17 protein-coding genes are annotated in these 22,816 nt (G+C 67.8%); 7 read left to right on the top strand and 10 right to left on the bottom strand.

Going from position 1 to position 22,816, the window contains the following annotated elements:
* Window positions 1-52 precede the first annotated feature (52 nt).
* Entirely contained in the window at window positions 53-1,135 is a 1,083-nt protein-coding gene (locus tag ACNJ7K_RS25570; protein WP_487042433.1) for a GNAT family N-acetyltransferase, read from the top strand.
* Here ACNJ7K_RS25570 and ACNJ7K_RS25575 read toward each other — a convergent pair whose 3' ends face one another.
* The 5 genes from ACNJ7K_RS25575 to ACNJ7K_RS25595 all read right to left on the bottom strand — a co-directional run bounded on the left by ACNJ7K_RS25575 (window position 1,136) and on the right by ACNJ7K_RS25595 (window position 7,902).
* On the bottom strand, window positions 1,136-2,170 hold the full coding sequence (locus tag ACNJ7K_RS25575; RefSeq protein ID WP_487042434.1) for a cellulase family glycosylhydrolase: 1,035 nt from the start codon (window positions 2,168-2,170) through the stop codon (window positions 1,136-1,138).
* An 82-nt stretch (window positions 2,171-2,252) separates the two neighbouring features.
* The gene (locus tag ACNJ7K_RS25580; RefSeq protein ID WP_487042435.1) at window positions 2,253-3,800 is read right to left on the bottom strand and encodes a flippase; all 1,548 of its coding nucleotides are present in this window, start codon (window positions 3,798-3,800) and stop codon (window positions 2,253-2,255) included.
* Between the two features lie 12 nt (window positions 3,801-3,812).
* Window positions 3,813-4,895, bottom strand: coding sequence for a glycosyltransferase family 4 protein (locus ACNJ7K_RS25585; protein ID WP_487042436.1), 1,083 nt, complete (start codon window positions 4,893-4,895; stop codon window positions 3,813-3,815).
* A complete protein-coding gene (locus tag ACNJ7K_RS25590; RefSeq protein ID WP_487042437.1) occupies window positions 4,778-6,175 on the bottom strand; it encodes an O-antigen ligase family protein in 1,398 nt (465 codons plus the stop codon). The genes ACNJ7K_RS25585 and ACNJ7K_RS25590 overlap by 118 nt, the downstream gene beginning before the upstream one ends.
* The gene (locus ACNJ7K_RS25595) at window positions 6,172-7,902 is read right to left on the bottom strand and encodes an alpha/beta fold hydrolase (protein ID WP_487042438.1); all 1,731 of its coding nucleotides are present in this window, start codon (window positions 7,900-7,902) and stop codon (window positions 6,172-6,174) included. Before ACNJ7K_RS25595 ends, ACNJ7K_RS25590 begins: the two co-directional genes overlap by 4 nt.
* 184 nt (window positions 7,903-8,086) lie before the next feature.
* Here ACNJ7K_RS25595 and ACNJ7K_RS25600 point away from each other — a divergent pair, with 184 nt between their 5' ends.
* From ACNJ7K_RS25600 to ACNJ7K_RS25610, 3 genes are all read left to right on the top strand, one after another.
* Window positions 8,087-9,202: a glycosyltransferase gene (locus ACNJ7K_RS25600; protein WP_487042439.1), complete on the top strand. Its 1,116-nt coding sequence runs from the start codon at window positions 8,087-8,089 to the stop codon at window positions 9,200-9,202.
* Between the two features lie 357 nt (window positions 9,203-9,559).
* Window positions 9,560-11,080 carry a sugar transferase gene (locus tag ACNJ7K_RS25605; RefSeq protein ID WP_487042440.1) on the top strand — a complete coding sequence of 507 codons (1,521 nt, stop codon included), beginning with the start codon at window positions 9,560-9,562 and terminating at the stop codon, window positions 11,078-11,080.
* Window positions 11,081-11,177: 97 nt separating this feature from the next.
* A complete protein-coding gene (locus tag ACNJ7K_RS25610) occupies window positions 11,178-11,636 on the top strand; it encodes a DUF6098 family protein (protein WP_487042441.1) in 459 nt (152 codons plus the stop codon).
* A gap of 90 nt (window positions 11,637-11,726) precedes the next feature.
* Here ACNJ7K_RS25610 and ACNJ7K_RS25615 read toward each other — a convergent pair whose 3' ends face one another.
* The 5 genes from ACNJ7K_RS25615 to ACNJ7K_RS25635 form a co-directional block, all read right to left on the bottom strand.
* The gene (locus ACNJ7K_RS25615) at window positions 11,727-13,769 is read right to left on the bottom strand and encodes a CocE/NonD family hydrolase (RefSeq protein WP_487042442.1); all 2,043 of its coding nucleotides are present in this window, start codon (window positions 13,767-13,769) and stop codon (window positions 11,727-11,729) included.
* A gap of 9 nt (window positions 13,770-13,778) precedes the next feature.
* On the bottom strand, window positions 13,779-15,071 hold the full coding sequence (locus tag ACNJ7K_RS25620) for an ATP-grasp domain-containing protein (RefSeq protein WP_487042443.1): 1,293 nt from the start codon (window positions 15,069-15,071) through the stop codon (window positions 13,779-13,781).
* 128 nt (window positions 15,072-15,199) lie between these two features.
* Entirely contained in the window at window positions 15,200-16,114 is a 915-nt protein-coding gene (locus tag ACNJ7K_RS25625; RefSeq protein WP_447818393.1) for a manganese catalase, read from the bottom strand.
* A 438-nt stretch (window positions 16,115-16,552) separates the two neighbouring features.
* Window positions 16,553-17,134, bottom strand: coding sequence for a hemerythrin domain-containing protein (locus ACNJ7K_RS25630; RefSeq protein ID WP_487042444.1), 582 nt, complete (start codon window positions 17,132-17,134; stop codon window positions 16,553-16,555).
* A gap of 19 nt (window positions 17,135-17,153) precedes the next feature.
* Window positions 17,154-17,306: a hypothetical protein gene (locus ACNJ7K_RS25635; protein WP_174246987.1), complete on the bottom strand. Its 153-nt coding sequence runs from the start codon at window positions 17,304-17,306 to the stop codon at window positions 17,154-17,156.
* A gap of 90 nt (window positions 17,307-17,396) precedes the next feature.
* Between ACNJ7K_RS25635 and ACNJ7K_RS25640 the strand changes: the two genes are divergently transcribed.
* From ACNJ7K_RS25640 to ACNJ7K_RS25650, 3 genes are all read left to right on the top strand, one after another.
* Window positions 17,397-18,395 (top strand): zinc-binding alcohol dehydrogenase family protein, encoded by a 999-nt coding sequence (locus ACNJ7K_RS25640; RefSeq protein ID WP_487042576.1) that lies wholly within the window; start codon window positions 17,397-17,399, stop codon window positions 18,393-18,395.
* A gap of 173 nt (window positions 18,396-18,568) precedes the next feature.
* Entirely contained in the window at window positions 18,569-18,982 is a 414-nt protein-coding gene (locus ACNJ7K_RS25645; RefSeq protein WP_268654552.1) for an SPW repeat protein, read from the top strand.
* Between the two features lie 369 nt (window positions 18,983-19,351).
* Entirely contained in the window at window positions 19,352-22,810 is a 3,459-nt protein-coding gene (locus tag ACNJ7K_RS25650; protein ID WP_268654551.1) for an indolepyruvate ferredoxin oxidoreductase family protein, read from the top strand.
* Window positions 22,811-22,816 lie beyond the last annotated feature (6 nt).

Below are 22,816 nucleotides of genomic sequence, written 5' to 3' on the forward strand. Positions count from 1 at the left end.
AACGAGCAGGAGGCCGGAAGATGCGGGATTTGTGGACCGAAGGTTCCGGTGCATGCGCACCATGAGTTTCGAGATCCACGACGAGGCGTCAGCCGTTCGGCTCTCCGCGGAATGGGACGACCTCGCACAGGAGACGGGGCGACGCGTCGCGACCCGCCCCTCCTACGCACTGGCCTGGAATCGGATGGGACGCGGCCGATCGGCCGTGTGCACCGTCCGGCGCGGCGGGCGTCTCGTCGGACTCGCGCCCCTGCATACCCGCACCCGGCTCGGGGTCACCGCGCTACGACTCCCGGCCCACGGTCTCGCCACGATAGGAACCTTCCTCGCGACCGACGACGCCGCGCTCGCCGGCCTGCTCGGCGGCATCGCCGACCGGAACATGGCACTGCAACTCGACCACGTCGATCTCACCGACCCTCTGGTGGAGATGCTGCAGGCCTCGCCTCGCTGGAGCGTCGACATCGCCGGAACCGAACGGTGCCTGACCGTCGATGTCGCCACCGGTGACGGCGCCGGATCATTGCGTGGACGACGCACACTGAAGACGCTGTCCCGGCTCGAACGCTCGCTGGAACGGGAGGGCACACCGGCCTCCGTCGAAGTGGTGTGCGATCCGGACCATCTCGCGCAGAGATGGCACGACATCACTGCGGTTGCCGCGGCCGCCGACGAACACCGCGGACGCGACAACTTCTGTGCGCCGCCGTTCGCCGCGTTCACTCGGCCGCTGCTCGACGCCGAAGCCCGCGCCGGCCGTTTGCTCGTCGTGGGCCTGCTCATCGGCGACCGGTGGATGGCCCACGAGATCATGTTCCGTACCGGAACCACGGCCGAGATGTGGTTGAGCCGCTTCCATCCCGAGGTGCGCCGCTACCAGCCCGGACAATTGCTGCAGCGCCACCTCGCCGACCGGCACGACGAACTGGGCATCGACCGCTTCGACTACCTCCTCGGCACAACGGAATTCAAGGAGCAGTGGGCGAACGGTGAATACCGCGTCGGGCGGATCGTCGCCGTCCCCACCTCGCGACCGCACCATCGGTGGACCCTCCGCGCCGCAGATCTCGGAGCCGACCTCGTCCGTCCCCTGCGCCTGGCGGCGCGCGACGCCCTCACCTCGAGCCGCTGCTGATCAGAGGCAACCCGGAGTGACCGCGGCCGTGCGCAGCACGTCCCAGGCCGGTTTGGGTGCCCCGTCGTGCGCGAGGACCCCGAAGTTCTGTTCGCGATCGGCCACCTCGGTGCCCCGGTCGAGGAGGCTGTAGACGAACAGCTTGTCGACGAATCCCAACGCGCGCTGCTCGGTGATCCCGTCGCGCAGGATGTCGGCCTGTTCCGTGGGCCCGACCGCGTCGGTGTCCGTGCCAGTCGGCGCCCCGAACTCCGTTGCCCAGATGGGCTTGTCGGAATCCCCCCGCTCGACCATGACGGTGCGCATCTCGCGCATGCGGTAGAAGGAGTTCCACTCGGACGTCGACGCGTCGGACGGCAGAGCGGGATAACTGTAGGGATGCATGCCCACGACGTCGAAGGCCGACGACACGCCCTGGTCGTACAACTCGGCGAGAAAGGTCGTCGGGGCGATGTCCGATCCGTTGTCGGTGCCGGGGGACAGGCCGCCGGTGATCACCACCGCCCCGGGGTCGACGTTACGGATCGCGTCCGACGCCGCCACGAGCAGGTCGGCGTACGCGCCGACGTCGGGTCGCGGGGTGAAGAAGGCCGTCAGATTCGGCTCGTTCCAGATCTCCCAGTGCGTGACACTGTCCGAGTAGCGATTGGCGACGTCTCCTGCGAAACGACCGAATTCGCCGGGGTCGGAGGGCATCCCGTGTGGATCGCCGGGGTCGGTCTCCGACGTCCGCGCCCACTGCGGAGTGTGGGTGAGCAGGCCCAGCACCTGCAGGTCGTGCGCGTCGGCCGCGGCGACGACCCGGTCGGTGCCCCTCCAGTCGAAGCGGCCGCGCGCGGGTTCGATGATCGACCAGTCCATGTCGAACCGGACCCAGCCGGCGCCGCTGTCGGCGACCGTCGACATGTACTCGTCGAGCTCGTCGGCGTCGAGGGAGTCGAGACCGGCTCCCGTCGCGACCCCGAGACTGTCGGCGGTCAGATCTGTTCGGCAGTCGCGTGCCTCGGTGCTCTGGGTACACGACAGAGCGAACACACCGACAAGGGTGAGAACGGCGCGGAGCGGCATGGACCGCGACACGCGACGCGGCATCGACCGCGAAAGGGACACTGCAACCTCAACGGGACTTGACGAGACCGGCGAGGCCGAGCCCGCCGGTGATGGGTAGGACATGGGTTCCGGCCAGAACACAGACAGCCGAGAGAGCAGCGGTGACGGGCCAGGGAAGATCGTAGCGTTCCGCGAAGAGCGACATCCACACGGCCACCGCAACACCCAGCATCGCGATCGCCATGGTCTGGGTGAAGGGGAACAGACCCCTGATCCGGACGCTCCGGATCACCACGATCCAGATCGCGACGAGCATCGCGGCCTCGGTGAGCACCGTCGCCAGCGCCGCCCCGTCGAACGACATGCGGGGGATGAGGACGAGGTTCGCACCGATGTTTCCGGCGAGCGCGGCCAGCGCCACCCACGGGTAGACCCGGTGGCGTCCGGTCGCGATGAGCACCATGAGACCGAGTTCGGTGAGCATCGACAGAGCGCTGCCGAGCACCAGCATGCGCGAGGCGCCGGCCGCCTCGGCGAACCGTTCGCCGTAGAGAAGGGACAGCACACCGTCCGCCGACGACCAGAAGGCCGCGGTGGCGGTTGCACCCAGCACCGCGAGGAGCATCGCCGCTTCTCGGGTGCGCTGCCGGAACTGGTTGCTCTGTGCCGGCCAGGTCGCGACCAGCAGCGTGGTCACCGGACCCACGACGGTCGACGACACCATCGACAGCAGGTCGGCGAACTTGTATCCGACGGTGTAGAGACCTACCGAGTCGAAGGTGTCCATCCGCCCGAGCATCAGCACGTCGATCTTCGACAGCAGGGTGAGCAGGGCGAAACCGATGCTGAGGGGGATGGCCTCGACGAGCATCTCGCGCCACCGCCACAACTGGGCACGTGCGGCGGGCAGGGGTCCGGCCTTGCCCGCTCGTACGCCGCGCACGAGGATGCCTGCGCCGACGACCTCGTTGATCACGGCCGGCACGACGAGCACGAGCAGCACGGGATTCCACAGCACCGCGGCGATGGTCGCGATCAGCTGCGCGAGCTGTCCGAAGGTCTCGGCGATCGCGACCGACGCCATGCGCAGGCGACTCTGATACATCACCGACAGGGCGTTGTTCGGGGTCGCGATCACCACGACGAGACCGGCGATCACCGTCGCCCGGACGACATCGGACGAGTATCCGAGCAGCACCACGTACCCGACGGCCAGCGCGTACCCGAGCAGACCGAGCACACCGCGCAACGCGATGAACGCGGTGGTGACGTAGGAGACCTCCCACGGATTGCACTCGACGAGCTTGGCGAGCACCACTCGGCCCACGCCGAGATCGGTGACGACGGACAGCAACCCGAGTAACCCGAAGACGAAGGAGAACTTGCCGAAGTCGTCCGGTGCCAGTGCCCGGGCGACGACCATCGAACCGGCCCAGCCCATCGAGGCGACGGCCAGCCGGCTTCCGAGCATCACGACGGTGTTGCGTCGCGCGGCCCGCCCGTCGAGTTCGGGGGTCTGCGGTTCGTGGAGGGTGCCACCGGGGTCGTGCGCAGCGACGATCCGCTCCATCACGACGGTTTCGGCCATCCGGTCGGCCAGCGAATGTCTACCCACGCGACGGCCCTGTCAGATTCTCAGGCCTGCGGTGCGATAGGCATCGCGCGTGAGCTCGGCGGTGCGCGTCCATGTCGAGCCCGACGAGACCTCGCGTCCTCGGGTGCGCAGCGCATCGGCGGTATCGCGGTCGTGGACGACGACGCGCAGGGCCGCGGTCCACGACGTCACGGTGTGTTCGGTGACGAGCAGCGCTCCGTCGTCGACGACGTCGGGCAGTGCGCCGACGGCGCTCGTCACCACGGCCCCACCGCACGCCATCGCCTCGAGCGGCGGTAACCCGAAACCCTCGTAGCGTGAGGCGTATGCGACGGCGGTGGCCGCGGCGTACAGCGCGGGGAGATGCGCGGTGGGAACGTAACCGAGACCGATCGAACCGGCCGGTGCGTGCGGTCCGGTGGATCCGGCTCCGGCCAGCACCAGCGGGATGTCGAGGATGCGGCACGCGTCGGCGACCAGCGCGACGTCCTTGCGGGGTTCGACGGTGCCGACCTGCAGGACGAACCGTTCGGGCAGCCGGTAGGCCCGGCGGATGTCGCGAACCTCCTCGGGAGTGGGAGGTTTCGCCCACGCCGCTGGGGCGAGCGGGGTGACCACGGCGTCGCGGCCGCACAGCGCGTGGAGACGTTCGGCGGTGAAGTTCGAGACCGCGACGAGCACGTCGGCCCGCCGCATGGCATCGCGCAGCAGTGCACGCTCCCCGGCGGCGCGGTACTTGCCGAACGCCCACGGGGTGTCGAAGACGGCGAGATCGTGGAACGTCGAGACGGTGACGCCGGAACACAGGGCGGGCAGGTCGACGTCGAGGCTGTGGAACAGGTCGACCCCGCGGACGGGCATCTTGGCGTACAGCATCCGTCGCACCCCGTCGGCGACCGGCCGCACCGACGGGGTCACGCGTGGGGGCAGTTCACCCGTGGCATCGCACTGCACGGTCGCGCGCAGCGCAGCCGAAGGGAGCAGCGGGTCGAGCGCGGTCAGCAGTTCGCGGACGTAGGTCTGGACTCCACTGCCGGACGGGCGGAGTGCGAGGGCGCCGAATCCGATGCGGTGAGCGAGCTTCGGTGAGGTGACCAGTGTTGCGTCAGTGCGCATCCGACAGTTCCTAACAGTAACCAGAAATAGACGTCGAGAGGGAAGATCTCGAGATAGGTCGCCACGGTGGAGGCGACCGCCGCCGCAACGATCGTGCCGCTCACCCCGAGTGCGAGTGCGGCGTCCTGCCCGCTCAGCACCCGGGATGCACGCAGCGTCGAGACCGCGGCGCAGACGAGTACGAGGACGAACAGCCACACGCCGATCGGGCCGAGTTCCACGGCGAGCTTCATGTAGTAGTTGTCGGGCTGATAGGGCATGAACCCGAACTGCACGGCCGCCGTGTACGACAGTTCCGACAGCATCGGGTTGCTCTGCGCCACCGTGTCGGCGGCAGCAGAGCCGGTCGCGCCGAGACCCTGACCGAAGGGGTGCACCCACAGCGACGACAGGGTCTGCGACCAGCCGTCCCCGCGCTCACCGAGGCTCGACGAGGAGAACAGCGGAGCGAGAATCGAACTCGGCGCGGCGAAGAGGGCGAGCGGTGCGAGCGCCGCGGCGGCGCCGAAGCCGAGGAACAGGGCACGGTAGCGGTGGACCGCCAGCCACAGCAGTGCGACGGCGAGCCCGATGTAGCTGGCGCGCACGATCGTCACACCCATGCCGAGCACCATGACCGGTGTCGCACACAGGAACAGCTTGTTCCGGAGCCGGTGCGGATCGGCGAAGGAAACCGAACACCCCACGATCAGCCCGATCATCACGAACAGACCGAAGGCGAAGGGGGTCGTGAACGTGCTGAAACTGCGCAGGATTCCGCCGCTGATACGCAGATGTTCGTCCCAGCGGTATCCGAGTTCGGCCAGTCGCTCGCCGCCGATCACCTGTTGCGCGAGTCCGACGACGGCGGTGATTGCCGTGGTGCCCATGAGGATCGACACCAGGTGGTCGCGGTCGCGGGCGTCGAACGGTGCTCGCCACAGGATCACCGGGATGACGAGATAGAAGTAGGTGATCTTGATGGCGATGATGCCGGCGAGTCCCGAGACCAGCAGCGCCGACAGAACCCCGATCGCCACCCACGCGACCACGGCCGGCCACCACGGATAGGACGGGGTCGGCAGCCGGCGTCGGTACGGGCTGACGAAGGTCGCGGCGAGGGTGAGGAGCAACAGCCCCTCCTTCCACGGCGACAGGGACTCACCGCCGGGGACGATCGCGAGCAGGCCGTGGAAGGGGGTGAGCGCAGCGATCGCCAGCAACCCGCGTTGGGGGCGCTGCCAGAGCAGCACTCCCAGCACGAGCACGGAGGGAACGGCGAGCAGCAGCAGGAAAGTCATGAGACGTACTCGCCTGCAGCGGGATCCGCGGTGCGGGACCGGAACCGGGAGAGCACGGCCGAGGTGATCGCCGTGCGGAGGAATTCGCGGCCGTCCCGCTGCCGACCGCTGTGCTCACCGACCTCGCCGGTGAGGATGTCCCCGGTGAAGCCACGTCGGCGTACCCGGCGAAGTCCTTCCTCTCCGCGCTGGGACAGGAACCATCGGTAGTCCTCGGCGGACAGCACGACCGTGGTCGACACACCCGCGCGACGCAGTGCCTCCAGTCCGACCTCGGGCACCTGGGTCACGCCGAGTCGGCCGAGCAGGAGCCACAACGGATAGGGCAGGTACTTCTGCGCCCACGGCTTGATGCGGGCACGCAGGGAGGCCGTCTGTGGTTCCGCCGGAGCTGCGATTGCCGGAACGTCGGGCGCGTTCGGGCCGAGGTCTGCCCGCAGCGACTTCCGGCGGTGGGTGCACCACAGGATCACGTTCACGAGCACGGCGGAGTGCGCTGCGCCCCGGAGGGCTACCCACGACGAGTACCACGCACCCGAACACAACCCGATCACCACGAGGTCCTGCGGATCGACGCCGAGCGCGGCGACAGCATCGAGGGCGTCGCGGTCGGAGTCGTCGGAGTACAGCGGCGTGGGAGTCGCCCTGTGTGCCGTGCCGGTATCGCCGACTCCGGTGCGGTCGAATCGGATCGTGGAGATGCCGTGCGCGGCGAACTCGCGCGCGAGCTCGACCCAGAGACGACTCGGGCCGAGTCGGTGCTCGTAGGCGGTGCCGAAGAACAACACCGTCGGGGTGGACGGGTGCGGTGCGCCGAACCCCTCGGTACCGACACCGTGCGTGCGCAGCGCGAACATCTCGTTCGGGCCGAGATACTCGACGCTCTCGTGGATGGGGAGCCCGGAGTCGGTGGTCGTAACGACCGCGCGGTCGCGGCCGGGGAAGTGGACCTCGTGGGTGGCGGCCGGCGCGCCCGCGGCGACCCAGTCGGCGATCCGAGTGAGCGGCTCCGTCGGCATCGCGGAGTGGAGTGTGCTGGGAGTGACGAAGGATTCGTGGGCGCCGAGGGAGATCTCGTCACCGCCGAGTGCGGCGGCGAGCGCCGACACCGCGGCGGTCTCGCGGGCCGTGGGCCGGGTCGCGAGCAGGGACCGTGCGCCGGTCAGCGCCCGCGGATCGATCTTCGAGGTGCCGAGTGCTTCGGCGGACTCGGGGGCAAGGACACCGCCGACGATCGAGACCCGGGGGTCCTCGGGCTCGTCGGCGCCGAGGGCGAGCCGGTACAGGGCGCGTTGTTCGCGCAACATCGCTCGGCCCGACACGATCGGATCCCACAGCACGACGGCGTCGACCGGCCCGCACTCCGGCAGCGCCGTCGCCGCGATCAATGCGCCGGCGCGCAATCCTACGACGGTGATGTGCTCGGCGCCGCTCGCACGGACCGTCTCCACCGCGGTGACGACACTGCGCTGCCATGCAGCGACCGCGTCGGGTGAGTCCTGATCGCCGGCGGAGTCTCCGGTGCCTGCGTAGTCGAAGCGCAACGCCGCCAGTCCGCGCTCGGCTAGTTGTTCGGCGAGAGCCTTGACGCCCCGATAGGTGTCGAGGTGTTCCTTGCCGAGAGGCGGGCACAGCACCACCGCGCCGCGCGCGCGGCGATCGGAGGGAAGGTGGACGTGGCCGAGGAGTGGGCACGCTGGGTCGCCGAACCACGACGCCTGTCGCACATCCACTCCGTGACCTCCACTGTCGAGGGGGTGAAAGAGGGGGTGATTTCCCGACCCCGTCTTCGACCCTGAATCTTCTTGTCGTTCGGACGTATTCGTATCGAAGGATTGTGCCGACCCGTTACCTCTCGGCGCCGGCAGGGTCATAAAGTACCTTCCCGATCGGCTCGGGGTATTCGGAAGGATGGTTGTGCCCGGAATCTTGGTGCACGAATGGATCGCGCGCGACGGAGGTTCGGAGAAGGTTCTCGACGAGTTCGTTCGCACCTTTCCCGACGCCGACGTGCTGTGCCTGTGGGACGACGCCGACCGGTATCCGGGGCGGACGGTGCACGAGAGCGGGCTGGCGCGCACGCCGCTGCGCCGGAGCAAGGCGCTGGCGCTGTCGGCCATGCCGTACGTCTGGCGTCGCCGGCCCGGATCGTACGACTTTGCCCTGGTCAGCTCGCATTGCTTTGCTCATCATGTGACCTTCCGGCGCGCACCGAGCGGGTTCGAGAAGTTCGTCTACGTACACACTCCGGCGCGCTACCTGTGGAATCCGGAGCTGGACGATCGGGGTGCCTCGCTCGCGGTGCGGTGCGCGGCACCTCCGTTGCGGGTCCTCGATCGGCGTCGTGCCCGGGAGGGTGCGCACTTCGCCGCGAACAGCGATTTCGTGCGCCGCCGCATCGAGCGGGCCTGGGATGTCGAGGCGCGTGTGATCTTTCCTCCCGTCGAGACGGCCCGTATCTCGTCGGTGCCCGACTGGCGTGACGAACTGTCCACAGCCGAAACCGCCCTGCTGGAGGGGCTTCCGGAGACCTTCGTGCTGGGGGCGTCGAGGTTCGTACCGTACAAGCGACTGGATTGGGTGATCCGTGCCGCCGACCTCGCCGGAGTACCGGCGGTGATCGCGGGATCCGGGCCGGAGGAGGGCCGGCTGCGGCAACTCGCCGCCGAGGCGACGGTGCCGGTCCACGTGCTCGCGCGGCCGTCGGACGCCCTGCTCTACGCGCTCTACCAGCAGGCCCACGTCTACGTCTTTCCTGCGGTGGAGGACTTCGGGATCATGCCCGTCGAGGCGCGTGCGGCGGGAGCACGCGTGATCGTCAATGCGCTCGGAGGTGCTGGTGAGACGGTTGCCGAAGGGGTCGACGGGTTGTGCTTCCGCGAGGACAGGGTGGAGGCGGTCGCCGAGTGCATCGCCGCGATCGACGGCGTGCCGAAGGGACGTAACGATGCCGTCGCCGCGCTGTCCTCGGAGAACTTTCGACGGCGCATCCGCGACTGGGTCGGGGAGGAGGTCGGCCGGGCGTGACTCACGTCATACTACCGACGAGTAGTCGGCCTCTTGTCGGCGGTTCGTCCCTGTTGTACCTTTTTCCCGGGTCGGGAGCCTGCTGATGGGGTTCGATGGGGGATCGTCATGGCTCATTGTCGCCGACCGAGTTGCGTTCGTCGCTGCTCCCTGGATGTGTCCTTCGTTGAAGTAACTACGCGCACAAGCAATTCGAGTTGCGTATAACTTCTCCGGCCGTGGGTGGAATCAACTACGTCACTGTGATCCGTTGCACTGGAACGTAATTCGCGTTCTCGCGTTGAAACGGACATAATCACCAAATCGTTCATCTGGCTGTCGGGGCCACTTCGCGTGGAGTAGGCAAGCAGGAGAAGCATGGGGATCGGACCCGAGTTGGCGCGTCGCCGCGCGCCGGCCCACGACACGAGCGATGGCCACGGAAGTGTCCCGCGCAGACAATGGCAGCGCACCTACCTACGATCGCTGGCGATCACCGACACGACGATCGTCGTCGCGATCGTCGCCCTGGCGCAGGGGGCCGGGACGATGATCGGCGGACCCGTCGGCGCGGTGTCCTCGGTGCCTCGCGGACTCGCGTCTGCGATCGTGGTGGCCGGTCTGTGGCTTGCGATTCTGGCGCTCAAAGGAACTCGTAAGAAGCCGGTCGTGGGCAGCGGAGAGGAGGAGTACCGGCTCGTCACGAGAGCAACCCTGCAGACCTTCGGCCTGCTCGCGATCGCCTCGTTCGTCGTCGACTCGTTCGCCACCGACCTCGACACCATCCGGGTCTATCTGTTGCTGGCCATGCCGGTCGGTCTGGTCGTCCTCCCGCTCGGACGCCGGTGGTGCCGTCGTTCGATCGAGCGACGCCGTGTCCGGGGTGAGTTCCGGACCTCGGTGCTCGTCGTCGGCTCGGAACATGCGGTGGACGCGATGGTCGGATCGTTCGTCCGCGACACCTCGGCCGGATACCGCGTCGTCGGTGTCTGCACCACCGGATACACCGGGGAGAGCGGTCGCACCATCACCGTCGCCGGCCAGGAGATCCCGGTACTCGGTGCGGAGACCGACGTGATCAACGCCGTCAAACTCTCCGGAGCCGACACCGTCGCGATTGCGGCCGGAACCCAATGGGGCAACGGCGACATCGGCGAACTTGCATGGGAACTCGAGCCCTACCGCGTCGATCTCGTAGTGGCTCCCGGCGTCACCGACATCGCCCTGCCGCGACTGTCGATGCACCCCGTGGGTGGGCTGCCGTTCGTGCACGTCGAGGAGCCGCAGTACCGGGGGTCTCACCGACTCGCCAAGACGGTCTTCGACCTCGTGTGCGCGGTGCTCGCCCTCACTGTCGCGGCACCGGTCATGCTCGTGGTCGCCGCGCTGATCAAACTCCAGGACGGTGGCCCGGTCTTCTACCGGCAGGAACGTGTCGGACTGGGGGGAAGCGTCTTCCGGATGTGGAAGTTCCGGTCCATGGTCGTCGATGCCGACCGGATGGTCGATACGGTCCGCGCGCAGACCGGTCAGAAGGACGCGACCTTCTACAAGTCCGCCCGCGACCCGCGGATCACGCCCGTGGGGCGGTTCATCCGCCGCACGAGCATCGACGAACTGCCGCAATTGTTCAACGTCCTCGCTCGCGACATGAGTCTCGTGGGGCCGCGTCCCCTCGCGGTCGGCGAGGGCGAGACGATCCCGGGCTTCATTCCGCGCCGCATCCTCGTGCGTCCCGGCATGACGGGACTGTGGCAGGTCTCCGGCCGATCCGATCTGTCCGAGGCCGACCGCATCCGCCTCGACCTGTTCTATGTGGCGAACTGGTCGATGGTGCAGGATCTGCTCATCGTCGTGAAGACGGTGCGGGCGGTGCTCGCCAGCGACGGTGCCTACTGACCCGACCGCGCTGACCCGACCGCGGTGCGGGGTTTCGCGGCAGGGGAGCGGGGAACTCTCCGAATTCGTCCTGGAGTATCGGCAGGAGGAGGAGAAGGTGAGCACGTCCGTCCGAAGTTTCCATCCTGATCCCGACGACATCCCGCTGATCACCTCACTCGACCAGCTCGCCGATCTGGCGACGGATCCGCTGCTCTACCTGCGGTACTCGAAGGGGCCGGCGGCGGACGCCGAGGACGGACCGAGCCGCGACCACGAGGCGAACGTGACCCTGCCGGGGCTCTCGGCCACCACGCTCTCTCCCGAGCCGTGGTGGCGACGGCCCGTCAAGGACTGGGTCGCCCGTCGCGTCTGCAAGTACTCGGAGCTCGCCGAGGAGGACGGACGGTTCGCGTGGCTTCTGACCGGCAGGATGGTCGGGCGCGGTCCCGACCACGAGCCGCTGCTCGTCGACGTCCGGCCTCATGCCCGCCTGAGCAGGGGTGTGCTCGACGAGGCGAGGAAGTGGTACGACGAGCACTTCGACGTCGGCAACGATTCGCGCAGGAGCGCGTGAACACGGTTCGCGCAGAACGCAGGAAGCCCACCCCGCGCCACGTCGCGGGGTGGGCTTCCGTTGTGATTCCGTCAGACCGGATCACCGTCGTCAGACCAGATCGCGTGGAATCCGGCGCTGCCAGCTCTCCGAGTGGACCCGTCGATCGCCGTGATCGTCGTCGAGTTCGAAGGCATCGAGCTCGGCGTTGATCACGAACTCCTCCGGGGTGGACGTGAGGATCGTGCGGGTACGGACCTCGGTGCGCCAGTCGTCCCGCTCGTAGCGGCGCAGGGTCTGCGTCTCGCCGCGCACCGAGTTGGGATCGTTGCCCCCGAAACTGAACCACTCCTGGGTGCGACGCCGGATGACCGTACCGGTCTCGTCGATCCGGAACGATCCCTGGTCGTCGAGGATGTCGAGGGTCGACACGCCGGTCGCGAGGTCGCGCGTGGTCCGCCAGTGGTGCTCGCCCGGCTGCAGCAGGGTGATCCCGAGTTCCGGGGCGGCCTCCGGTTCGCCGAATTCGCGCAGGTGCGCGTCCTCCGGTCGGGGCGGGCGCACCGGCAGATGCAGACCACCACCGGTGTACACCGTGACCTCTGCGGGTGTCGGCGACGGCCACGCCAGCGGGAAGTAGGAGGTGGACAGCGACAGGCGCAGACGGTGCCCGGCCGGGAACACGTGGCCCATGCCGTTGAGCTCGATCCGGACGCGGTAGCGCCGTCCCGGTTCGAGGGCTTCCGGCTTCTCGCTGCTGTCGCGGTGCGTGAGATTGAGCAACCCGTAGGTCACGCGCGTCGCCTCGCCGTTGGGCGCGACGTCGGACAGCCGAGCGGCGAGCATCGCCACCGGTCTGTCGGACGAGACCTCGAGCTCCAGCTCGGGACGGCCGAGAACCTCCGTCGTGGTGTCGAGCGCCTCGGTCTCGAAGACGAGCGCACCGCCGTCCTCCTCGCGCTGGTCCGACGGCAGGTCGGGAGTCGCGGCGTAGGACGCCCACTTGCCGGCGAACATGCCGACACTCAAAGGGGATTGCAGTGCCAGGGGACGTTCGTCGACGGTGAGGGTGCCGTCGTCGTCGGGGTGCAGCGCGTACCGGTCGAAGGTGTAGCGGCGGTTCTCGATGTTCGGTGACGGCCACGATGGTTCGGCCACCCAGCGGCCCGGACGTTCCGCATAGGACGGGTTCGGTTCGATGGAGTCCTGCATCCAGGCGCGCACCATCGGTTCGTCCATCACCCCGGTGTCGATGCCCTTGAGCCAGTGGTCCCACCACCGCACGACCTCCTGCAGGAAGCCGATCTCCGGGCCGGGGACCCCGAGATGCGGGTACTTGTGGCCCCACGGTCCGATCAGCCCCTTGCGGGGGACCTCGAGATGTTCCATCAACCGGAAGATGGCGTTGGTGTAGCCGTCGGCCCAGCCACCCACGGCGAGAACCGGGCACTGCACCGAGGAGTAGTCCTCGTTGACGGAGGCGCGTTTCCAGTAGTCGTCCCGATGTTGGTGTTCGAGCCACTTCTCGATCCACAGGCCGCTGCCCTCGAGACGTTCGTGCCACATCTCGCGCCAGCGGTCACCGACGATGGCGGGATCGGGAGGCAGGCTGTTGAAGGCGAACATCACCGTCGCCTCGGAGAGATTGTCGGACAACAGGCAACCACCCATGTAGTGCATGTTGTCGACGTAGAGGTCCTCGGTGGCCGAGGCACTGACGATGGCCTTCAATGCCGGTGGTCGGCGCGCCGCGACCTGCAAGCTGTTGAAGCCGCCCCACGAGATGCCCATCATGCCGACCGAACCGTCGCACCACGGCTGGGCGGCCAACCATTCGATGACCTCGCAGGCGTCGTCGTGCTCGTCGGCGAGGTACTCGTCGCGCAACACCCCGTCGGAGTCGCCGCTGCCGCGCATGTCCACTCGCACGCAGGCGTAGCCGTGGCCGGCCATGTAGGGATGGTTCAGCGCGTCCCGCCCGCGCGTGGAATCCCGCTTGCGGTACGGAATGTATTCCAGCACAGCGGGTACCGGATTCGCTTCGGCATCGACGGGCAGCCAGATCCGCGCCGCGAGCCGCACACCGTCGCGCATCGGGATGAAGACGTTCTCGATGACACGGACCTCGTGGGGGAGGTCTGTGATCGTGTGCATGTAGTCCTCCTAGTCCTCGGGCACCGGATCGAACGTGAACGGAAGTGCTTCGAGCCCTTCGTGATAGCGCTGCTCGAGCTGTTCGACACTGTCGGCGCCGATGTACATCGTGCCCAGTTCGTAGCGGTAGGCGTCCTGGTTGGGTAGATCGGCGAGCCGGTCACCGGGAGCGACGTCGATGCACACCAGGGCGCCGGGGATCCGTTCGCGCAGACGGGCGATGTCCGCTTCCGAGGGCACCGACGTGACGATACCGTCCTCGTAGTGCGGGATGATGCACTTCGCCGCGACGGCGTATTCGCCCTGCCGGTGCGGCATCCGGGGCTGCCGGCCGAGGGCGATGTCGATGGCCACCTCGTGGTTGGAGCTGCCGTCGACCTTGGCAAACAATTCGCTGTGCGACTGGGAGATCCGGGTGTTGACCTCGATCAGCCAGAGCTTGTCGTTCTCCTCGTCCCACATGAACTCGGAGTTGAAGCAGCCGTTGTCGAAGCCGACGTGGCGCAGGTAGCGCTCGGTGATGTCGATCATGCGTGCCTGCACGTCCTCGGGCACGGTGCTCGCCGGGTAGTCGAGACGTTCGAAGCTGTGCCCGGCGGCGTCCTTGCGCATGTCGAACACGCCGTGGACGTTGAACTGTCCCTGGAACATCGTGCCCTCGGGGGCGGCCTGGATACCGCTGACGACCTGCTCGGCGAGGCAGGTGGTACCCGAGCTCTGCCCGATCTCGTCCGGGAGGTCGACGCGGCGCAGAACCTCGTCGAAGGCGTTACCGACGAGTCCGATCTTCTCGCGGATCTCGATGAGGGCGTCGGCGAACTCCTGCTCGTTGTGGATCTCGAATCCGAGTTGCGACGAGTGCGACTTCACGGGCTTGACCCAGAACGGGAAGTCGAGCTCGATGCTGTCGAGGGCGTTGTCGTCGAAGGGGTCGAACGAGTTGAACTGCGGGACGCACTCGGGAACCGATTCCTTCTGTGCGAGTCGGCTCCAGTACTTGTGCTCGGTGGCCACGATGCTGCGCAGCGACGGCGAGGGGATGTTCCGTTCGGCGGCGAGGATCGGGGCGAGCACGCTGGTGGGGAAGTCCCAGTGGGCGATGATCCCGTCCACGCTGCCGGGGAACTCGTCGAGTTCGCGCCGGCAGGCGTCGAGAAGTTCGTCGAACACGTATTCGTCGGGCTCCACCAATGTTTCGTAGTCGAGGAGGCCATGGAAGCTCAGCTGGTCGGCGCTGCGTACGGTCTCCAGTTCCTTGCGCTGGATGTCGGTGAGTCCGAGGACGAAGATGTTGGTGCTCATTGATGAAGCCTTCCCGCTCCCTTGCGTCACAAAACAAACCGGTAACGAAACAAACCGCGGGGAAGGTACTTTCACGCGCAACCGCCCCGGCTCGCGGGGAGCCGGGGCGGTCGGGTCGCAACGATCGATCAGGGGTTGTCGGGGTCGAGGGCGTCCTTCATCTTGCCCATGAGGCCCTTCTCCGTTCCCATTGCGGCAGAACGGGGCTTGCCCTGCGATCCGTCGTAGGTCGCGTACAGCTTCGGGTCCGGCGGCGGGGCGCTCGCCACATCGCCCAGCGGGACCGGGTCGGCGAGGAACGACATGGGTGTCGTGCCGTCGGGGCCGGTTCCGTGCGCCCAGCGGCCCTGATCGGCGGCCGCGCCATCCGACAGGTGCCACAGGCTCGACGCGTGCTCGGAATGCTCCTCGTCGAACAATGCGTTCGGTGCGATCGGGCTGGGCTCGATGCCGTCGGCCTTCAGTTCCTCGATCGCCGCGAGCCACAGGTTCTGGTGGTAGGTGTCGCGGGCGAGGTTGAACCGGAGCATGTCCTTGACACCCGGATCGTCCGTCATGTTGTACAGGCGTGCGGTCTGCACCCTGCCCTGCGCTTCGGCGGCGACGTTGGCATGGAAGTCGGCGAGGAGGTTACCGCTGGCCACGATGAAGCGCCCGTTCCAGGGCACACCGTTGCTGTCGGAAAGAGTGGGGCCGCCACCGGAGATGATGGCCTGCTGCGGATCCATGCCGCCGAGTACGGCTGCGACCACGGGGTCGGCGGCGGCGTTCTTGGTCGACTCCGTGGCGGGTGCGCCTTCGAGGAGACGCGCCACCATGGTGGCGATCATTTCGACGTGCCCGATCTCCTCGGTGGCGACGTCCATGATCATGTCCTTGTACTTGCCGGGCATTCGACAGTTCCAGCCCTGGAACAGGTACTGCATGGTCACCGTCATCTCGCCATATGCGCCGCCGATCAGCTCCTGGAGCTTGCGGGCGTAGACGGGATCGGGCTTCTCCGGCTTGACGTCGAACTGCAGATGGTCTGTGTGACGAAACATGTTGCTCCCTCGAATGCCGATTATCGTGCGGAGACGCGTCCCGCGTGAAGACGCGCCCGTGAAGACACCCCGTGGCGCCCGGTCTCGACGCCGCCTCGGTTGGCCCGTGGTGCTACGTGCGACTACCCGTGCTTCTGCAGCTCAAACGCCCTATGGATATCCACCGTTTGTCACCGGTTCTGTGTCAACGTGGAGAGATGGAGAACAGGCGTCCTCGGAGACCGCGGGGGACGGTTTGGCCTAACTGACCTTCGATCCACCACCGGGTGACGAGTTCACCTTCGCGCTCGACGTGCGGATCCGTGCCGGGAGGCAATGGGACGAATCGGGCTTCGTCTCGGTGATGGACGACGAGAAATCGTCAGTGACAATCTATTTCGATACCTGGTTGGTGCCCTGATGGAAATCGTGATCCGTGCGCTCGTCCTGTTCCTACGCTCAGGTATTGCGTCCGGTCAGTGCGTCGCGCAGTCGGTCCACCATGCCGACCCCCGGTCCGATGGTCTTGTGGAACAGTTCGGAATGCGGCGCGGACGGATGCGGTCGGGTCGGGGCCAGTTTCTTGGCGGCCTGTACCTTGGTGCCGACCTCCACGAGGGTGTCTTGCCCGAGATGCGTCCTCAACGCCGGGAACTGTTCGGATTCTTCGTCGTTCGCGTGGTGGCGCAGTAGATCCTGTAACTTCTTCACCAACGTCGTGAACTCCGCACTCGATGCCTCCGCGTCCTCGAGTTGCTTCATCACCTGCACGATCTCGTCGTGCTCCTCCTTGTCGTGTTCGACGGCTTCCGTGCCCCCGGGGAGGTGCTTCTCCATCTCCGGATAGACGAACATCTCCTCGGCGACCGAGTGCCTCATCACCTCGGCGATCGCCGCATCGGTGAGATCGCGGCGCTCCTCCGCGTCGAGTGTGGTCTCCGCTCGGCCCAGAAGTTCGAGCATCTCCCGGTGGTCCTCGGTGAGGATGGTGACGACATCCGTGCCGCCGGAATTCGGGCCCTCGTAGGCTGTTTCGGTCATCGGGATCTCCTTCGGATCGTCAGGAATGTCCGGTATCGCCGGTCTCGTCCGGTTCGTCCTCGCCCTCCGCTTGGTCGGGCTGTTGCGGAGCCTTGGAGAGGAGATTGTCGGGATCGGCGTCAGGATCTTCGGCTGCGTCGTACGGATCGGCAGAACCGTCTGTGCTGCTCATGTATGAAGGAGTTCACCGGTGCCGACATCGGCAAACACAGGAAGATCGACAGATACGCGGGAGGCGAGCGCCGTGGACGAGCCCCGATCGATGCGAGCATGGCGAGTGGTGGAGCCCGGCCCCGTCGCCGGTCACCCTTTGCGGTTCGAATCCGTCCCGCTTCCGGAGACGGGACCGAACGATCTGCTGGTGCGTGTGCTGGTGTGCGGTGTGTGCCGCACCGACCTGCATGTCGCCGAGGGCGATCTCCCCGTCCACCGGGCGGGTGTCGTCCCGGGGCACGAGGTGGTCGGTGTGGTCCATCGGGTGGGGGAGGCGGCCGAGGGGTTCGCCGCCGGCGACCGCGTCGGCGTGGCCTGGCTGCGGTCGACTTGTGGGCAGTGCCGCTACTGTCGCCGTGGCGACGAGAACCTCTGTCCGAATTCGAGATACACCGGTTGGGACGAGGACGGCGGGTACGCCGAGTTCGTCGCCGTACCGGCGGCATACGCACTCCCGCTGCCCGAGGGATACGACGACGTCGAACTCGCTCCGCTTCTCTGCGCCGGCATCATCGGCTACCGCGCGCTGAAGCGCGCCTCGGTCCCCGACGGCGGCAGGCTCGGCATCTACGGCTTCGGCGGCAGCGCCCACATCGCGGCGCAGGTCGCCCTGGCGCAAGGTTCCGAGGTGCACGTCATGACGAGGAGCGAGGACGCGCGGAATCTCGCCCGCGAGCTCGGGGCCGCGTCGGTGCAGGGCGCCGCGGACGCCCCGCCGGTGCCCCTCGATGCCGCCATCCTCTTCGCGCCCGTCGGCGACCTCGTGCCGCCCGCACTCGAAGCGCTCGACCGCGGCGGCATCCTCTCGATCGCCGGCATCCACCTGACCGACGTACCGCAGCTGAACTATCAGCGGCACCTGTTCCACGAGCGTGAGATCCGGTCGGTGACCGCCAATACCCGTGAGGATTCCCGGGAGTTTCTCGCGTTCGCCGGTCAGCACCGCATCAGGGTTGCGACGATGCGCTACGGGCTGGACGAAGCCGACCGCGCGCTGGCGGATCTCGCCGGCGACCGCGTGCGCGGTGCTGCCGTCCTCGTCCCCTGACGGTCCGGATCGATACGGTTCTTCCCGCCCGAGATCGCCAAGTCGGGACTTTCTACCCTACGGCAACATCCCGCCCCGGGGCGACGATAATGGTGTCGGACCCAGGAGGGCCCCTCGGACTTCTCACCCACGAGGAGATGAGGACAATGTCGACATCATCGGCTCACTCTGCAATGCACACCCATCCCGACATCGTCGAGATGCGCGAACGCTACGACCGGATGGGTGAACAGCCCACAGCGCAGGTCACCGACGGATTGATGATGGTTGCCGGTCTGTACGCGGCGGCATCCGCCTGGATCATCGGATTCGCCGATCAGACGGCACTCGCCACCACCAATCTGATCTGCGGTCTCGCGGTCGCACTGCTCGCCCTGGCGCTCGGTTCGGCCTACGGCCGCACCCACGGACTGGCGTTCGTCGCGCCGCTGCTCGGTCTGTGGCTGATCTTCTCGCCGTGGCTGGTCAGTGGCGTCGAGACCAGCACATCCATGATCTGGTCCCACATCATCGTGGGCGTGGTCGTGTGTGTTCTGGGTCTGGCCACGGCCGCGATGGGGACCCGTTTGATGGACCGTTCGCGCTGATCGGTTCGGCGGCGTAGCCCGGACGGTGCTGCCGGCTGCATGTCTGAACCGGCAGCACCTCACCGGGTGCGGTGTCCGGACACCGATACCGGCTACCGAGGTCCATACCCTCCCGGCGGCGATGGCAACCAGGTCCGCCCCCGGCGGGTCAGTGAACCGGGGAGAGATGGAACCGCCCCGCGGGCGGTGATTCTGAGCACCGTGCACACTTCCCGTGTGTGCGGTGCGTCACATTTGAGCGAAATGATGCGCTCGAAAATCTTTTGTTGACGAGTTCGCCTAGTTCAATCAACCATTGCTGTACCAAATGACGCGATCGAAGCGGCACAGACACAATCGGACGCCGCGACGAAGGACGGGTGGTACGCAATGACCGAGACCGTAATCCGCGAGAGCGAACGACTTCCCTACGACCTCGACGACCGATATCGCTCGGGCTCGGGCACCGTGCTGCTCACCGGCGTCCAGGCCATCGCCCGCCTGTTCGTCGAGCAGCAGGTACGGGCCATGCGGGACGGTCGCCGAGTGGCGACCTTCGTCTCCGGATACCAGGGCAGCCCCCTCGGTGGTCTCGACAAGATGCTCCACGGCATGCCGAAGGTCCTCGCCGAGCACGACATCACCTTCGTGCCCGGATTCAACGAGGAGCTCGCTGCCACCGCTGTGTGGGGCAGCCAGGGACAGCTCGGCGCCGGCACACCGACCCACGACGGCGTCGTCGGCGTCTGGTACGGCAAGGGCCCCGGCCTCGACCGCGCCACCGACGCGCTGCGCCACGCCAACATGTACGGGGTGAACCCGAACGGTGGCGTGTTGCTCATGGTGGGCGACGACCCCGCGTCGAAGTCGTCGACCGTGCCCGCCGTCAGCGAGCGGTCCCTCGCCGCCCTCGGCATCCCGGTCCTGTTCCCGCGCAACGCCGCCGAGATCGTCACGATGGGCCTCCACGGCGTCGCGCTGTCGCGTGCCTCGGGATGTCTTGTCGCCCTCAAGATCGTCGCGGACGTCGCCGACGGCGCCTGGTCCGTCGACGGCTCCATCTCCGACCTGCCCATCACGGTCCCCGAGATCGAATGGGAAGGACGGCCGTTCGTCTACAAGCAGCGCCCCATGGCCGCGCCCGGCGACAGTGTGATCGCCGAGGCCGACCTCTACGGGCCGCGCTGGAAGATCGTCCAGGAATACGGCCGCCTCAACGGCCTCGACGTGATCGAGGTCGACCCGCCGCAGGCCCGCGTCGGCCTCGCCGCCACCGGCACCACCTTCGACGCCCTGCGCCAGGCGTTGCTCGACCTCGGTGTCGACGACGCCGCGCTGCACCGCGCCGGCATCCGCCTGCTCCGCATCGGCATGCCGTACCCCATCGGCCCCGAGATCGTCCGCGAATTCGCCCGCGGCCTCGACGAATTGATCGTGGTCGAGGACAAGACCGCCTTCGTCGAGACCCAGATCCGCGAGATCCTCTACGGCACCGCGAACGCCCCGCAGATCGTCGGCAAGAAGGACGCCGATGGCCGCCCGCTCGTGCCCGTCGACGGTGAGCTCACCGCCGGTCGCCTGCGCGGCCCGCTGCGTCGCGTGCTGCGCGGCCACGTCGAACTCGGCCCCGCACCCCTGCCGCAGTTGTCGCTCGAGGTGCTGTCGACCCAGCGCACCCCCTACTTCTGCAGCGGCTGCCCGCACAACCGCTCCACCGCTCTGCCGGAGGGGTCGATCGGCGGCGGCGGCATCGGCTGCCACACCCTCGTCACCCTGTCGGGCCGCAAGGACAGCGCCGTCACCGGCCTGACCCAGATGGGCGGCGAAGGTGCGCAGTGGATCGGCCAGGCGCCGTTCACTGACATCGGCCACATGTTCCAGAACCTCGGCGACGGAACCTACTTCCACTCCGGCCAGCTCGCCGTCCAGGCGTGCGTCGCCGCCGGCGTGAACATCACCTTCAAGCTGCTCTACAACGACGTCGTCGCGATGACCGGCGCGCAGGACGCCGAAGGCGCCCTGAAGATCCCGGCACTGACCCACAAGCTCACCACCGAGGGCGTCCGCAAGATCATCATCTGCTCCGACGAGCCGAAGCGTCTGCGCAAGCGGACCCTCGCGCGCGGCACCGAGGTCTGGCACCGCGACCGGCTCGACGAGGCGCAGAAGCTGCTGCGCGAGATCGAGGGCGTCACCGTGCTCATCTACGACCAGCACTGCGCCGCCGACGCACGCCGTCAGCGCAAGCGCGGCACCTTGCCCGCCCGCACCACCCGCGTCGTCATCAACGAAGCGGTGTGCGAGGGCTGCGGCGACTGCGGCGTCAAGAGCAACTGCCTGTCGGTGCAGCCGGTCGAGACCGAGTTCGGTTCGAAGACCCGCATCGACCAGACCTCCTGCAACACCGACTACTCGTGCCTCGACGGCGACTGCCCGTCCTTCGTGACCGTCGAGACGTCGCCCGAGAAGCCGAAGCGGCGCAAGGCTCCGACCCCGCCCCGCATCCCGGACGCCGCCATCGACACCCCCAAGGGAACCCGCAACATCTTCCTCGCGGGCATCGGCGGCACCGGCATCGTCACCGTCAACCAGGTGCTCGCCACTGCAGCCTTGCGCGCCGGATTCGAGGTCGAGTCGCTCGACCAGATCGGCATGAGCCAGAAGGCCGGTCCGGTGGTCTCCCACCTGCGCTTCGCGGCCGACGGACTCGAGCCTGGCAACCGCGTCGGCCCGGGCGGTGCCACCGCTCTGCTCGCGCTCGACCTGCTCACCGCGACCGAGCCGAAGAACCTCGCCTACGCGAACCGGGAGGAGACCGTCGCGGTCGCGTCGACGAGCCGCGTCCCCACCGGCGACATGGTCTACGACCGCTCGGTCCGGCACCCCGACGAGCAGGACCTGCTCGCCCGCCTCGACACCGCGACCCGCACGACCGTCTCCTTCGACGCCCTCGCCGCAGCCCAGGCGCTGTTCGGCGAGACCTCGGCCGCGAACTTCCTCGTCGTGGGCGCCGCCCATCAGCTCGGTGGACTCGAGATCCCCGCCGAGGCCATCGAGGAGGCCATCGAGATCAACGGTGTGGCCGTCGCGACCAACATCGCCGCCTTCCGGTGGGGCCGGGTGGCCGTCGCGGATCCCGCGGCCTTCGCCGCCGCGACCGAACCGGCCCGCCCGGAGCGTGCCGCCACCGTCGCGCCGGAGCGTCTGTTCGCCGGCACCACCTTCACCGGTGAGGTCGAGCGACTCGTGCGCATCCGCGCCGCGTCGCTGATCGACTTCCAGAGCGAAGCGCTCGCCGCCCGCTACATCGGGCAGGTGCAGGCAGCCTGGGAAGCCGAGCGTCGCGTCACGAACCGCACGGACTTCAGCGAGGCCGTCGCCCGCGGGCTGTTCAAGTTCACCGCCTACAAGGACGAGTACGAGGTCGCCCGCATGCTCGTCGACCCGGCCTTCCTCGACGAGGTGCAGGGCCAGGTCCCCGGTGGGCACAAGCTCACCTACCGCCTGCACCCGCCGGCGCTGCGTGCACTCGGCCGCGAGAAGAAGGTCGGCTTCGGACCGAAATCGCATGTCGCGCTGAAGGCTCTGGCCAAGGCGAAGCGTCTGCGCGGCACGAAGCTCGATCCCTTCGGCTACGCCCACGTCCGCCGCGTCGAGCGTGCTCTGCTCGCCCACTACACCGCAACGATCCAGCGGCTCGCCGCCGACCTGCACGTCGACTCCTATGATCGCGCCGTCGAGATCGCGGCCCTGCCCGACATGGTGCGCGGCTACGAGGACGTCAAGCTCCGCTCCGTGGAGCAGTACCGGGCCCGTCTCGCCGAGCTCGGCGTCGACACCGACTTCTGACGCACG

The organism is Rhodococcus shunpengi (assembly GCF_048381395.1).
Classification (GTDB): Bacteria; Actinomycetota; Actinomycetes; order Mycobacteriales; family Mycobacteriaceae; genus Rhodococcus.

Excerpts from the sequence above, each read along its gene's own strand:
- ACNJ7K_RS25570 (WP_487042433.1), top strand. The coding sequence starts at position 53 with ATGCGCACCATGAGTTTCGAGATCCACGACGAGGCGTCAGCCGTTCGG.
- ACNJ7K_RS25585 (WP_487042436.1), bottom strand. The coding sequence starts at position 4,895 with ATGCGCACTGACGCAACACTGGTCACCTCACCGAAGCTCGCTCACCGC.
- ACNJ7K_RS25590 (WP_487042437.1), bottom strand. The coding sequence starts at position 6,175 with ATGACTTTCCTGCTGCTGCTCGCCGTTCCCTCCGTGCTCGTGCTGGGA.
- ACNJ7K_RS25600 (WP_487042439.1), top strand. The coding sequence starts at position 8,087 with ATGGTTGTGCCCGGAATCTTGGTGCACGAATGGATCGCGCGCGACGGA.
- ACNJ7K_RS25605 (WP_487042440.1), top strand. The coding sequence starts at position 9,560 with ATGGGGATCGGACCCGAGTTGGCGCGTCGCCGCGCGCCGGCCCACGAC.
- ACNJ7K_RS25615 (WP_487042442.1), bottom strand. The coding sequence starts at position 13,769 with ATGCACACGATCACAGACCTCCCCCACGAGGTCCGTGTCATCGAGAAC.
- ACNJ7K_RS25620 (WP_487042443.1), bottom strand. The coding sequence starts at position 15,071 with ATGAGCACCAACATCTTCGTCCTCGGACTCACCGACATCCAGCGCAAG.
- ACNJ7K_RS25625 (WP_447818393.1), bottom strand. The coding sequence starts at position 16,114 with ATGTTTCGTCACACAGACCATCTGCAGTTCGACGTCAAGCCGGAGAAG.
- ACNJ7K_RS25630 (WP_487042444.1), bottom strand. The coding sequence starts at position 17,134 with ATGACCGAAACAGCCTACGAGGGCCCGAATTCCGGCGGCACGGATGTC.
- ACNJ7K_RS25635 (WP_174246987.1), bottom strand. The coding sequence starts at position 17,306 with ATGAGCAGCACAGACGGTTCTGCCGATCCGTACGACGCAGCCGAAGAT.
- ACNJ7K_RS25640 (WP_487042576.1), top strand. The coding sequence starts at position 17,397 with ATGCGAGCATGGCGAGTGGTGGAGCCCGGCCCCGTCGCCGGTCACCCT.
- ACNJ7K_RS25645 (WP_268654552.1), top strand. The coding sequence starts at position 18,569 with ATGCACACCCATCCCGACATCGTCGAGATGCGCGAACGCTACGACCGG.
- ACNJ7K_RS25650 (WP_268654551.1), top strand. The coding sequence starts at position 19,352 with ATGACCGAGACCGTAATCCGCGAGAGCGAACGACTTCCCTACGACCTC.